Origin of the sequence: Hymenobacter edaphi (genome assembly GCF_003258365.1) — a bacterium.
GTDB classification, from domain to species: Bacteria; Bacteroidota; Bacteroidia; order Cytophagales; family Hymenobacteraceae; genus Solirubrum; species Solirubrum edaphi.
In genome coordinates, this window is sequence record NZ_QHKM01000002.1 from 618876 (window position 1) to 631871 (window position 12996).

Sequence of the window (12996 nt, forward strand, 5' to 3'; positions counted from 1 at the left end):
AGGGCCCGAAGGCCCGCGAAAACCTAATTCGACTTAAGAGCAAATTTAATTAATTCCTCCACGCTCAGGTCGTTGCCGTGCTTCTGCTGAATGCTATCCAACGTCTTCTCGGCCACGGCCCGCGCAAAGCCCAGCGTCACTAGCGCGGCTAACGCTTCCGAGCGGTTTGTATTGTGCTGCCGCGCCAGCGGCACGGTATCCACGCCCGCTTTGGCCAGCAGCTCGTCCTTGCGCAGCTTGTCGCGCAAGTCCAGCACGATGCGCTGGGCCGTTTTCGGCCCCACGCCCTTGATGGCCTGAATCGAGCGCACATCTTCCTGCACAATGGCCTGCCGGATTTCGCCCACCGACATCGAAGATACGATAACAATGCCCGTACCCGGCCCAATACCCGACACCGAAATCAGGTGCATGAACAGCGCCTTCTCGTTCGGGTCGAGAAACCCGTAGAGCGCGTGCGCGTCTTCCTTGATGTGCTGGTAGGTGTAGAGCTTGGCCTTTTCGCCCTCGGCGGGCAGCTTGGAGTAGGTGGCCAGCGAAATCTTCACTTCGTAGCCCACGCCCTGCACATCGACGATGGCCAGGGTAGGGTCTTTGTAAGCAAGTTTACCGTCGAGGTAGGCAATCATTGGTTTGCTAAAGAAGTTAGGAGGTGGAAGCTGGGAGGTAGAAGCCCGCAACTTCAGTTAAACCGGTTTTTTGCAACGCAAAAAGCGCAGTTGGAAATTCCCGGCTCCTGAGCTTTTGCGATGCTAAAAATATTGGATTACGACTGCGAAATTGTTCTGATTCCCAACTCCTGACTCCTAGCTTGTTCCTTACAGCGGCTGATTATAAGTCTGCGCGTCCGACACGGCAATGGCGGTGATGTTGACGATGTCGCGCACCGAAGCGCCGAGCTGCAGGATGTGCACCGGCTTGCGCATGCCCATCAGCACCGGCCCGATGACCTCGGCGCCGCCAATTTCCTGCAGCACCTTGTAGGCGATGTTGCCGGACGTCAGGCCGGGGAAAATCAGCGTGTTGGCGCCTTTTTCGGCCAGCTCCGAGAAGGGGTAGTGCTCCTGCAGCAGGTGGCGGTTCAGGGCCGTGTTGGCCTGCATCTCGCCGTCCAGGATCAAATCGGGGAAGCGGCGCTTGGCCAGCTCGGTGGCCCGGCGCATCTTGTCGGGCAGCGGGCCGGTATTCGAGCCGAAGTTGGAGTAGCTCAGCACGGCAATGCGCGGCTCGGTGTCGAAGAAGCGCACGGCCCGGGCCGTCAGGCCGATGATGTCGACCAGCTGCTCGGCCGTGGGGTCGATGTTGACGGTGGTATCGGCGAAGAAGAACGGGCCCTTGCGGTGCAGCACGATGTACATGCCCGCGGCCCGCTGCACGCCGTCTTCCACCCCGATGATCTGGAAGGCGGGCAGAATGCTCTTGCCGTAGTCCTTGGTCAGGCCGGTGATGTAGGCGTCGGCCTCGCCGGTGTCCAGCATCATGGCGCCGAAGTAGTTCCGCTCGCGCATCAGGCGCTTGGCTTCGTAGAGCGTCATGCCCTTGCGCTGCCGCTTGCGGAACAGCAGGTCGGCGTACTCGTCGCGCTTGGCCTCGTGCTCCTGCAGGATGTCGATGATCTGGCAGCCTTCCAGGTCGAGGTTGTTTTCGCGGGCAATCTTCTCAATCCGCTCCCGGCGGCCCAGCAGGATGGGCAGGGCAATGCCCTCATCGTGGGCAATCTGGGCGGCTTTGAGGATTTTGTAGTTGTCGGCCTCGGGGTACACCACGCGCTTGGGGGCCGAGCGGGCCCGCGAAGTGATGCGGTTCATCAGCTTCTGGTTGACGCCGAGGCGGGCGCGCAGCTCGTCCTCGTAGGCCGTCCAGTCGGTAATCTGGATGCGCGCCACGCCGCTTTCCATGGCCGCCTTGGCTACGGCCGGGCTTAGCGTGGTAATCAGGCGCGGGTCGAGGGGCTTGGGAATCAGGTAGGTGCGGCCGAAGGTGAGCGTATTGTCGCCGTAGGCCTTGTTCACCATGTCGGGCACGGGCTCCTTGGCCAGCTCCGTCAGGGCGTGCACGGCGGCCAGCTTCATGGCCTCGTTGATTTCCGTGGCGCGCACGTCGAGGGCCCCGCGGAAGATGTAAGGGAAGCCCAGCACGTTGTTGACCTGGTTCGGATGGTCCGAGCGGCCGGTGGCCATGATGATGTCCTCGCGGGTGCTCAGGGCCAGCTCGTAGGCAATTTCCGGGTCGGGGTTGGCCAGGGCGAAAACGATGGGGTCGTTGGCCATCTTCAGCAGCAGCTCCGGGGCCAGCACGTTGGCCGCCGAGAGGCCCAGGAAGAAGTCGGCGCCTTCCATGGCCTCGGCCAGCGAGGTGACGGGCCGGTCGGTGGCAAACTGCATCTGCAGGGGCGCCAGGTCGGTGCGGCCGGGGTGAATCACGCCGTCCTTGTCGAACACCACCACGTTTTCGCGCTTCATACCCAGTTCCAGGTACAGGCGCAGGCAGCTCACGGCGGCGGCACCGGCCCCACTGACCACCACCTGAATTTCGTCGATTTTCTTGCCGACGACTTCCAGGGCGCTCAGCAGCGCGGCCGACGAAATGATGGCCGTGCCGTGCTGGTCGTCGTGCATCAGCGGAATGTTCATCTGCTCGCGCAGGGCCGTTTCGATGGCGAAGCACTCCGGGGCCTTGATGTCCTCCAGGTTGATGCCGCCGAAGGTGGGCTCCAGGGCCTTCACCACGCGGATAAACTCGTCGGGGTCGGTGGCGTCGATTTCAATGTCGAAGCAGTCGATACCGGCGAACTTCTTGAACAGCACGCCTTTGCCTTCCATTACGGGCTTGGAAGCGGCCGGGCCGATGTTGCCCAGGCCCAGTACGGCGGTGCCGTTGCTGATAACGGCTACCAGGTTGCCCTTGGCCGTGTACTTGTAGACGTCGTCGGGGTTGGCGGCAATTTCCTTGCAGGGTTCGGCCACGCCCGGCGAGTACGCCAGGGCCAGGTCGAGCTGGGTGCTGACGGGCTTGGTGGGCACCACCTCGATTTTGCCGGCGGGGTTTTGCTGGTGGTAGTTAAGCGCGTCTTCCTTGTTTATCTTCAGCATGCGGGGGGAATTCAAATGCAAAACGGCGCCGCCCGCTGAAGGCAGCGCCGTTGGGCAAGTTCGGGCGAAATTAAGCGGAATCAAAACCCCGGGGGTACTTAGCCCGGCCGCATCGGGGCCACCGCCGCCGCGTTATTCCACCCGCAGGTTTGCAAAGCTGCCGCCGAGCGTCACGCGGCAGCGCAGCTGGTTGGCCCGCGCGCGCACCGAGTCGGTCGGGTCGCTCACGTCGGGCAGGCGCACCTCGTAGCTGCCGCTGATCAGGTGCCGGGCGGCATCGTATGCGCTGATGCGCACTTGCCCTTCCAGCTCGGAAAAGCTGCTGGCGTAGTAGCTGCCGGCGGTGCCGCCGTCCGTTACCCGGTAGTTGTAGCCGTAGCCGGCCAGGGCCGGGTTGCGGCTGTTGGTGGCCGAGCGCAGCGCGTACGTGCCCAGCAGGTCGGGCCCCAGGGCCGAGCGGTCCACCGTCAGGTACACACCCTCGCGCCGGTCGTGGGTGACGAACTGCAGGTGCAGGCCGGCCGGGTTCTGGTGGCCGTGGGCGCGCACGTCCGCCGTGGGGTAGCTCACGCCGCTGAAAACGGTGGTGCCGGGGTAGTAAAAGGAGCGGGCTAAGGTGAACGTGGCGGCCGGGGCAGGGGCGGGCTGGGGCGCCACGTCGGGCTGGTCGGCGCAGGAAGTGGCGGTGAGGCTGAGGGCGGCGCCGAGCAGCAGCAGGGAAGGGGTTTTCATAGCGGGAAAGGGTTAGGTCGCAACCGTTGCCAACAGGATGCCAAGGAGTGTCCCGGGTTGGTTTGACGCGGTTATTAAGCAGCAAGCTGCTGACTGCCAGAATTTTCAAAAGATGTGATTGATTTTGCGGCCGCTGATGGGTATGAGGCGCGCCGCCGCCCGAAACCGGCCGGTGCGACTACGCCGCCGCCCGCTTACCTTTAACCGGTTATTGCCGGCCGACCGGTTTATGCTACTGCCTTACCGAATGCGCAAACCTCTACTATTGCTTTGTCTGCTGACAGCCTGGAACGCGGCTTCCGCCCAGCTCCGCAGCTTCCGGCTCGACCGGGTAGTCAACACCCCGCTGGACTTCCCGCAGGATATCGAAATGAGCCCGGCCGGCGTGCTGCACGTGCTCGACCGTACCGGCTTGGTACAGCTCGATGCCCGCGGCGGCTTTCTGCGCGAAATCCGCCTGCCCTCGGCCCAGAGCAGCACTTCCGACTACAGCGCCGTGGTGCCGAGCGGGTCGCACGTGTACGTGCTGAACCGCCGGCTAGGCTTCGTGCGCCAGTACAGCCTCAGCGGCGACTCGCTGCGGCAGTGGGGCTCGACGGGCGCGGCTGCCGGGCAGTTTGCCCAGCCCGAGGGCGCTACCGCCGACGCGGCGGGCAGCCTCTACGTGGCCGACACCGGCAACAACCGCGTGCAGAAGCTCGACGCCAGCGGGCAGCCGCAGTGGGCCTATTCCACCGGCACGACCACCGCCAGCCAGCCCACCGACGTGAAGGTGGGCGCCGACGGCAACGTGTACGTGCTTTGCAAGGGCTACCAGGCCGTCAAGCTCAGCCCCGGCGGGCAGCTGCTGGCCACGTTCTCGCTGCGCTACACCGGTTCCATCACCTACGACGAAACCAACACCCTGGCGCTGGACGCGGCCGGCAATCTGTACGTGACCAGCACCCGAATGAGCGCCGTGCAGAAGTACAGCGCGCAGGGGGCGCACCTCGGGGCCTTCGGGGCCGGCACCGGCAGCTACATCGGCCAGCGCCCGGCCCAGACCTTCGACGCGGCCGGCAACCTGTACGTGACCGATGGCACCAACCAGAACCCGAGCTACAGCACCATCCGCGTTTTGAGCCCGGCCGGGACGCTGGTGCGCAAGTGGGGCAACGACCGGCTGTTCGGCCAGCGCATGCGCATGGACGAAGCCGGCAACGTCTACTACATCGACTACGACTACGCCCAACCGCGCATCACCAAGCTGAACGCCGCCGGGCAGCCGGTGGCTACCATCGGCGGGGGACTGGGAACGGGCGATGGGCAGTTTGGCTACCTGACCAGCTTTGCCGTCGATGTGCGCGGCAACATCATCACGATGGAAAACAACGGCTACACCTTCCCGATGCGGGTGCAGAAATTTGACGCGCAGGGTCGTTTCCTGAGCAAATTCACCGTGCCGGCGCAGGTGTTCAACAGCTACCAGCCCTCGGACGTGGCGGTGGATGCGGCCGGCAACGTGTACGTGCTGGACTTTTACGGTTTCGTGCGCAAATACAGTGAGCAGGGGCAGCTGCTGCTGACCTTTGGGGCGCGCGGGTACGGAGTGGGGCAGTTGGGGGAGCCGCGGGCCATCGTGCTGGACTACCGCGGCAACATCTTCGTGTCGGACATGGGCGGCAGCCGCGTGCAGCAATTCAGCCCGGGCGGGCAGCTGCTGCGCGCCGTTACCTCGACGTTTCCGCCGAGTGGCTCCGGCGGCACGAGCGGCCCGAACGACTCCGGGCTGGCCATCGATGGCTTCGGCAACATCTACGCCAGCATCACCGGCAGCGACTTTGTGACCATGTTCGAGGCGGGCACCAACCGGCAGGTGAAGCTGCCGGTGCGGGCCAATCTGCTTTGCAGCAACCAGGTCGGTACCCGGCTGGTCTGCGCCAAGGCGGGCAACGACGTGCTGCGCTACTACGTGCCCACGACCCAGCTGCCGAGCAACCTGATCAGCGGCAAGGTCTTTCAGGACGCCAACAACGACTGCCAGCAGCAGCCCGCCGAGCCGGGCCTGGCCAATATGGTGCTGGTAGCCGAGCCCGGCCCTTACTACGCCCTCACCGACAACGACGGCTTCTATAGCCTGCCCGTCGACACGGGGCGCTACACGGTGCGGCAGCTGCTGGCCACGCCCGAGCCCGGCCGCGACGTGAGCCAGCTCTGCGCCACCAGCACCGGCCCCATCGGCCTGAGCAGCTACGGCAACGCGGTCAGCGGCCCGGACTTCGGCAACGCGGTCAGCACCGCGCCCATCCTGCGGGTGAGCGTGACGGCCAACCGCCGCCGCCGCTGCTTCCGCAACGTTACCACCGTCAGCTACGCCAATACCGGCTACGCCCCGGCGCCGGGGGCCGTGGTCACGGTGGCGCTGCCGCCGCAGCTGGTGTTTCTTTCCGCCTCGGTGCCGCACACCGTCGACGGCCAGGGGCGCTACGTATTTCAGGTGGGCAACCTGCAGCCGCTGCAGAGCGGCACCATCGTTATTCAGGACTCCGTGCGCTGCGGCGACCCGACTATGCGCGGCCTGACCGTGTGTACCCGGGCCTGGATTTCGCCCATTGCCTCGCGCCCCGCCCCGGCGGGTTGGAACCGCGCCTCCCTGGCCGTGAGCGGGGCCGCCACGGCGGGCAACCAGGTGCGCTTTGTGGTGCGCAACGCGGGCAGCGCCGCCACCACCGACAGCCTGGGGCTGCGCATCTACCAGGATGCCCAACTGGCCCTGACGCGCCGGCTGGCCCTGGCGGCCGGCGACAGTATCGTGCTGCGCTGGCCCGCCACCGGGCCGGTGGTGCGCGTCGAAACCGACCAGCCGGCCCAGCACCCCGGCGGCCGGCTGAGCAGCGCCACCGTGGAGGTGCCCGGCCTGCGGGTGCCCGGGCAAGCCAGCCCGGCCGTGGCCGCCATGCCGCCGGCCACCCACGAGCCCGAAGCCGCCGAAGACTGCCAGCCCATCCTCGATTCGTACGACCCCAACGACAAGCAGGTGCTGCCGACGGGCGTAACGGCCCAGCACTACACGCCCACCAATACGCCGCTGCACTACAAGGTGCGCTTCCAGAACACCGGCAACGACGTGGCCTACCGCGTGGCCGTGGTGGATACGCTGGCCGCCGGGCTGGACCTGAGTACCCTGCAGCTCGAAGGCGCCTCGCACCCGTACCGGCTCACGGTGGCGGGCAGGCAGCGGCCGGTGCTCACCTTCACCTTCGACAACATTCTGCTGCCCGATAGCGCCTCCGACCCGGTGCGCAGCAACGGCTTCGTGCAGTTCAGCCTCCGGCCACTGGCCTCGTTGCCCGCCCGCGTCCGCATCGACAACTACGCCGACATCTTCTTTGATTACAACGAACCGGTGCGCACCAACACCACCACCAACCGCATCTACGACCTGCCGCTGGTGGTGGAGCCCGGCGTGGCCCTGAGCTACCCCGCGGTGCTGGCTTCGCCCACCGTTACCGGCTTTGCGCCCGCCCAGGGCCGCTTCGGCACGCTGGTGACGCTGACGGGGCGCCGGTTCGCACCCGCCGCGGCTGGCAACCAGGTGAAATTCAACGGTGTGCCGGCCACCGTGCTGAGCGCCACCGCCACCAGCCTCACCGTGCGGGTGCCCGCCGGGGCCACGTCGGGCCTGCTCAGCCTCGCCACCACCGACGGCGCCACCCGCAGCACCACGGCCTTCACCGTGTACCAGCCGCCCACGCTGACGGCCGTGGCGCCCGCCGAAGGTCGTCCCGGCACCCTCGTGACGCTCAGCGGCGCGCACTACGCCGGCGTGGCCGCGCAGGACACGGTGCTGTTCGACGGCGTGCCCGCCCGGGTGCTCCAGTCCTCGGCTACCGGCCTGCAGGTGGAAGTGCCGGCCACGGCCCAGTCGGGTAAAATCAGGGTGCAGACGCTGGGCGGGCAGGTGGAAAGTGCCCAGCCCTTCGTGGTGTGGCACCCGCCGGTGGTGAGTGGCCTGGCGCCCGGCCGCGCCCGCCTCGGGGCCACCGTCACGCTCACGGGCACCAACTTCGCCGCCGCGGCCGCGCGCGACGTGGTGACGTTCAGCGGCGGTAGCACGGCGCCGGTGCTCCAGGCCTCGACCACCAGCCTGCTGGTGCGGGTGCCCGCCGGCGCGCAGTCGGGCCCGGTGCAGGTGCTCACGCCGGGCGGGCAGGCCAGCAGCCCCACGGGCTTCGTGCTGATTCCGGCCCCCGTTGTCAGTGCCTTCGCGCCGCAGCAGGGCAGTGTGGGCACGGTGGTGAAGATTACGGGCTTGCACTTCAACGCCGAAAACCGGCCGGATACGGTGTATTTCAACGGCGTGGCGGCCCAGGTGCTGCGCACTTCGGCCACCGAGCTGGAGGCAGTGGTGCCGCGCGGCGCCGGCAGCGGGGCCATTCTGGCGGCCGGCGCCGGCGGGCAGGGTCGTTCACTCACCAGCTTCACCGTCAGCGCCCTGCCGCCCGCCGAAGCCGTGCGCGTCTACCCCAACCCCAGCCGCGGCGACGTAGGCGTCAACTGGCAGCTGGCGGATTTCGTGGTGCAGCAGGTACGCGTGTACGACGCGGTGGGCCGCCTCATCAGCAGCCAGCCGGTGCCGGCCACCGGCGCCGATGAAGTGGTAGTGCCCCTGGCCGGTCGGCGGCAGGGCCTGTATCTGGTAGTGCTCCAAACCTCGCAGGGCCCGCTGGTGAAGCGCGTCACGCTGCTGTAAGGGCTGCTCCGGGGCAGCTTGCCGAAATGCCCACGCAAAAGGGCGTCATCCTCCGCGGAGGATGACGCCCTTTTGCGTGGCTTACAGCCTTGATTTTCAGCTGGCCACGATAAGCTTCTGCCCGGGCTTCACCTCGTCGGACTGCAGGTGATTGAGCTTGCGCAGCTGTTCCACCGTCAGGCCCTGGTAGCGGCGCGAAATGTTGTAGAGCGTGTCGCCGGGCTGCACCACGTGCACCCGCTGCTGCAGGGGCAGGGGCGCCACTTTGCCGGCTTTGGGGGCTGATTTGGGCGCCGCCGCCGTCACGGCGGCCGGTTTCTCGGCTTCGTTGTCGGCCGCCTCCGCGCCGGTGGGCGGCGCCAGGCGCAGCTTCTGCCCCGGCGTCACCACCTGCGACTTCAGGTTGTTCCAGGCCACCAGCTGCTCCACCGACAGGCCCCGCTCCCGCGCGAGCTTGGTGAGGTAGTCGCCCTTGCGAATCACGTATTCCGTGGCCGCGTCCTGCTGGGCCGGCACGGCGGCCAGGGGTGCCGCTGGCTCGGGCGTAGCGGCGGTTTCAGCCTCGGCGCTGCTTTCCTTCGCGGGCGCCGCGGCCACCGGGCGCGGCGGGCGAACCTGTTTGCGCGGTTCGGCGGCCGGACGCTCCACAGGCGTCGCCGCAGCCACGGCCGTTTCTTCCGGTTCCGGCGCTTCCGCTTTGGGAGCGGGCTTAACCGGGAGCTTGCTCACTTTCACGCCCATTTCGGCGGGGGTGCGCGGGGCAGCGGCCACGGCCGGCGCGGCTGCCGGGCGGGCGGCTACATTCTGCACTGATGACGCGCTGCCACTCTTCGCCGGCAAAAACACCACGAGCTGCTGCTTGGGCTTCAGCGCCCGGCCCTTCGTCAGGTTGTTCCAGCGCCGCAGCTGCGTCTGCGACACGCCGTACCACTCGGCCAGCTCGGCCAGTGTCTGCCCGCGCTTCACGGTATGCACCTTGCGCTGGGTACGCGGGGTTTCGGGGGCCGGGGCTTCGGCTACTTCGGCGGCGGGCTTGCGGCGGCTGCCAGCGGCCAGCTGCCGGGCCGAGGGAAACGGCTCGACGCCATTCAGCCGGGGCGGCAGCGGCTCCATCGGCACGGGCAGGGCGGCCTGCGGGCGGCAGTAGCCAAACAGCACCGAGCGGTCCACTTCCTGCAACATCGGACGGCGGTCGGCCGGAAACCGCACGGTGTAAGTGCGGTAGCCGTCGGGCAGGTAGGGGCGGCGCAGCTCGGGGTTGAAGCGCAGAATGGCCGTCGAATCCAGCCCCACGGCTTGGCTCAGGCGCATCATGTCGAAGGCCTGCCCGTTGAGCTGCAGCGTGTCCATGGGCTGCGCGTACTGGTACTTCAGCTCGGCCGAGTGCAGGTGGTGCTGCTCGGCGTACTTCATGGCGTACATGATGGCCGTGAAGCTGGGCACGTAGTTGCGCGTTTCCTTGGGCATGTAAGGGTACATTTCCCAGAAGTTGCGCTTGCCCGATTTGCGCATCACCCGTTGAATGTTGCCCGCGCCCCAGTTGTAGGCGGCCAGCACCAGCTCCCAGTCGTGAAACACGCCGTAGAGGTAGCGCAGGTGCTTGCAGGCGGCTTCGGTGGCCTTTTCCGGGTCCATTCGCTCGTCCACCCACTCGTCGCGGCGCAGGCGCAGGTCGTTGGCCGTGGGGCCCATAAACTGCCACAGGCCCGTAGCGCCTACCCGCGACTTGGCCGTCGGAATCAGCGCGGACTCTACCACCGCCAGGTACTTCAGGTCGGGCGGCAGGTTGTACTTGGTCAGGTACTTCTCAAACAGCGGGAAGTACAGGTTTTCGCGCTCCAGCACCCGCTGCATGTAGTTGCGGTTGCGCAGCGTGAAGAAGTTGATGTGCGCCAGTACCGTCGAGTTGAAGGCGTGCGGCACGTCGGTATCAAAGCACGCTACCCGGTCGCAGATCAGGTCGCGCACTTCGGGCGGGGCCTGCAGCCAGGCCAAACGCACCGAATCGAGCGGTACGGGCTCGGCCACCAGCGAATCGGGCTGCAGCTCCAGCCGCACCCGCGTGGTGTCGTCGCTCGCGCCGGCCTCCGGCATCGTTACGGGTGGAAGCTGCGTTTGGGCCGCCACGGGGCGGACGAAAGCGGCGGCCAGCAGAAACAAGGCGGAGGCTCGGAGCGACTTTTTCATCGGTTCAACTGCACGTTAGGGAGCTACTACGGAGGCCCCCACGGTTTCGGTCAGGTGCTTGGCAAAGGCCAGCATGTCGGCTTCGCGGAACGCGCCGCTGAGCACCTGCAAGCCGATGGGCAAGCCCTGGCCGTCGTGGCCGACGGGCACCGAAATGGCCGGTACGCCCGCCAACGAGGCCTGAACGGTAAAGATATCAGCAAGATACATGGCCAGCGGATCTTTCATGTTCTCGCCGATGCGGAATGCCGTAGTCGGCGCCGTAGGCAGGATCAGGAAGTCGTACTGGCGCAGCAGCTCGTCGGTCTGCTCCTTGATGAGGCGCCGCACGCGCTGGGCCTTGGTGTAGTAGGCGTCGTAGTAGTCGGCCGACAGCACGAAAGTGCCTAGGATAATGCGCCGCTGCACCTCCGGCCCGAAGCCCTGGCTGCGCGACTTTTTGTAGAGCGACTCCAGATCCGTCGCGTCGGGGGCGCGGTAGCCGTACTTCACCCCATCGTAGCGGCCCAGGTTGGAGCTGGCCTCCGCCGTGGTCAGGATGTAGTAGCTGGGCACGATGAAATCGAGGTAGGGAAACTCCACCGCGTCGACCACGTGGCCCTGCCCGCGCAGCAGCTCAATGGTCGATTCCAGGGCCTGCTTGATGTCGGGCGCGAGGCCGGGGTGCTCCACCGTGTCGCGGATGTAGCCCACGCGGTAGTGCGCCTTGGGCTCCAGCAGCTGCGAGTAGGCGGGCACCGGCTCCTGGCTCACCGTCGAGTCAAACTCGTCGGGGCCGGCCATAACTTCCAGCAGCAGCGCGGCATCTTCCACCGAGCGGGTAATCGGCCCCACCTGGTCGAACGACGAAGCGTAAGCAATCAGTCCGTAGCGCGACACCCGCGAGTAAGTCGGCTTCAGCCCGACAACGCCGCAGAAGGCCGCCGGCTGGCGCACCGAGCCGCCCGTATCGGAACCAATCGAAGCCAGGCACATATCGGCTTGCACGGCCACCGCCGAGCCGCCCGAGGAACCACCGGGCACGCGGTCCGGGTCGATTTCGTTGCGGGCCGGGCCGAAATAGGACGTCTCGTTCGAGGCGCCCATGGCAAACTCGTCGCAGTTCTGCCGCCCGATCAGGATGGCGTCCTCGTCGAGCAGGCGCTGCACGGCCGTACCGGTAAACAGCGACTTGAACCCGTCGAGAATGTGCGAGCTGGACTGCAGCGCGTGGTCCTTGTAGGCCAGCACGTCCTTCAACCCGATGACCATACCGGCCAGCTTGCCAGCCGTGCCCGCCGCCAGTTTCGCGTCGACGGCCTCGGCCTGCTGCCGGGCCTCGTCGGGCCACACCTCCAGGAAGGCGTTGAGCTGGCCGTTCTTTTTCTCGATGTTATCCAGGTAATACTCAACGAGCTGACGGCAGGTAAGGGTACCGGCGGTCAGCTCGTGGCGAACTTCCGTGAGGGAGTTGAAGCGTTTCATGCGAAGGGGCCAAACGGTCCGCGGGGGCGGCAGGATTGGGGTGAAAAGGCTAGGCCGCCGCGGGGTGCGCGGCGGCCGTCAAAAGCAGGTTGCGAAAGTTCGGAATTAAATCGACTTCGCCGAAGTATTCGATTCGTGGGGCAGGCCGGCGGGCGTCACCGTGGGTTGCTCCGGCGCCGAAACCGGCGCCTGATAGTCAGCCGTGGGCTGATCGAGGCCGGTGGGCTGATAGGCTATCGGGGCCGGGGGCACTTGCTGGTAGGGCTGCTGCGGCGCGGCGGGCTGCTGGTAGCCGTTGTTGCTGGGCTGAAAGCCCGGCTGGCCGGCATTTTCAATCTCGCTGCGAATCTCGCGGGAGGCATCCTTGAACTCGCGGATGCCTTTGCCGAGGCCACGGGCCAGCTCTGGAATCTTGTTGGCGCCGAAAAACACCAGGATGAAGAGCACGATAACGGCCAACTCGCCGCTACCAATGCCTTCCAGGAAAAGCAGAAAAGGCGTGTGCATGACGGGCGAAGCTTAGCGGGTGGGCGGCTGCGGGTCGCGGTAGTTCGGGTTCTGGTCGCGGTATTCGGGCTTGTCTTCTTTCGACGCGTCCTTGAACTCGCGCATGCCCTGGCCCAGACCCTTAAATAGCTCCGGAATGCGCTTGGCACCAAACAGCAGAATGACGATGAAGACGATCAGCAGAATTTCGGTCGTACCAAAATTGCCGAACAGGAAAAGCGAGTTGAGCATGAGAGTCCGCGGTGGGTGTTAATCTACAGCAGGAGATACGGGCCCGCCCGC

General features: G+C 66.3%; 8 protein-coding genes. 1 reads left to right on the top strand and 7 read right to left on the bottom strand.

Annotation, left to right across the window (positions count from 1 at the left end):
* Window positions 1-23: 23 nt before the first annotated feature.
* The 3 genes from ruvA to DLM85_RS10090 all read right to left on the bottom strand — a co-directional run bounded on the left by ruvA (window position 24) and on the right by DLM85_RS10090 (window position 3824).
* Entirely contained in the window at window positions 24-629 is a 606-nt protein-coding gene (gene ruvA / locus DLM85_RS10080) for a Holliday junction branch migration protein RuvA (protein WP_111477973.1), read from the bottom strand.
* A gap of 189 nt (window positions 630-818) precedes the next feature.
* Window positions 819-3092 carry an NADP-dependent malic enzyme gene (locus DLM85_RS10085; protein ID WP_207891001.1) on the bottom strand — a complete coding sequence of 758 codons (2274 nt, stop codon included), beginning with the start codon at window positions 3090-3092 and terminating at the stop codon, window positions 819-821.
* Between the two features lie 132 nt (window positions 3093-3224).
* Window positions 3225-3824: a hypothetical protein gene (locus DLM85_RS10090; RefSeq protein WP_111477974.1), complete on the bottom strand. Its 600-nt coding sequence runs from the start codon at window positions 3822-3824 to the stop codon at window positions 3225-3227.
* Window positions 3825-4071: 247 nt separating this feature from the next.
* Here DLM85_RS10090 and DLM85_RS10095 point away from each other — a divergent pair, with 247 nt between their 5' ends.
* Complete coding sequence (locus DLM85_RS10095) at window positions 4072-8556, top strand: DUF7619 domain-containing protein (RefSeq protein WP_165822090.1); 4485 nt, start codon at window positions 4072-4074, stop codon at window positions 8554-8556.
* A 96-nt stretch (window positions 8557-8652) separates the two neighbouring features.
* Here the strand turns inward: DLM85_RS10095 and DLM85_RS10100 are convergent, their stop codons facing one another.
* From DLM85_RS10100 to DLM85_RS10115, 4 genes are all read right to left on the bottom strand, one after another.
* On the bottom strand, window positions 8653-10743 hold the full coding sequence (locus tag DLM85_RS10100) for a LysM peptidoglycan-binding domain-containing protein (protein WP_111477976.1): 2091 nt from the start codon (window positions 10741-10743) through the stop codon (window positions 8653-8655).
* A 15-nt stretch (window positions 10744-10758) separates the two neighbouring features.
* Window positions 10759-12207: an Asp-tRNA(Asn)/Glu-tRNA(Gln) amidotransferase subunit GatA gene (gene gatA / locus DLM85_RS10105; protein ID WP_111477977.1), complete on the bottom strand. Its 1449-nt coding sequence runs from the start codon at window positions 12205-12207 to the stop codon at window positions 10759-10761.
* Window positions 12208-12312: 105 nt separating this feature from the next.
* Window positions 12313-12714: a twin-arginine translocase TatA/TatE family subunit gene (locus tag DLM85_RS26290; RefSeq protein ID WP_111477978.1), complete on the bottom strand. Its 402-nt coding sequence runs from the start codon at window positions 12712-12714 to the stop codon at window positions 12313-12315.
* Between the two features lie 12 nt (window positions 12715-12726).
* Window positions 12727-12945, bottom strand: coding sequence for a Sec-independent protein translocase subunit TatA/TatB (locus tag DLM85_RS10115; RefSeq protein ID WP_111477979.1), 219 nt, complete (start codon window positions 12943-12945; stop codon window positions 12727-12729).
* Between the last annotated feature and the right edge of the window lie 51 nt (window positions 12946-12996).

Bases quoted from the DNA above. Each gene is read 5' to 3' on its own strand.
- DLM85_RS10100 (WP_111477976.1), bottom strand. From the start codon at position 10,743: ATGAAAAAGTCGCTCCGAGCCTCCGCCTTGTTTCTGCTGGCCGCCGCT.
- DLM85_RS10090 (WP_111477974.1), bottom strand. From the start codon at position 3,824: ATGAAAACCCCTTCCCTGCTGCTGCTCGGCGCCGCCCTCAGCCTCACC.
- DLM85_RS10085 (WP_207891001.1), bottom strand. From the start codon at position 3,092: ATGCTGAAGATAAACAAGGAAGACGCGCTTAACTACCACCAGCAAAAC.
- gatA (WP_111477977.1), bottom strand. From the start codon at position 12,207: ATGAAACGCTTCAACTCCCTCACGGAAGTTCGCCACGAGCTGACCGCC.
- DLM85_RS10095 (WP_165822090.1), top strand. From the start codon at position 4,072: ATGCGCAAACCTCTACTATTGCTTTGTCTGCTGACAGCCTGGAACGCG.
- DLM85_RS26290 (WP_111477978.1), bottom strand. From the start codon at position 12,714: ATGCACACGCCTTTTCTGCTTTTCCTGGAAGGCATTGGTAGCGGCGAG.
- ruvA (WP_111477973.1), bottom strand. From the start codon at position 629: ATGATTGCCTACCTCGACGGTAAACTTGCTTACAAAGACCCTACCCTG.
- DLM85_RS10115 (WP_111477979.1), bottom strand. From the start codon at position 12,945: ATGCTCAACTCGCTTTTCCTGTTCGGCAATTTTGGTACGACCGAAATT.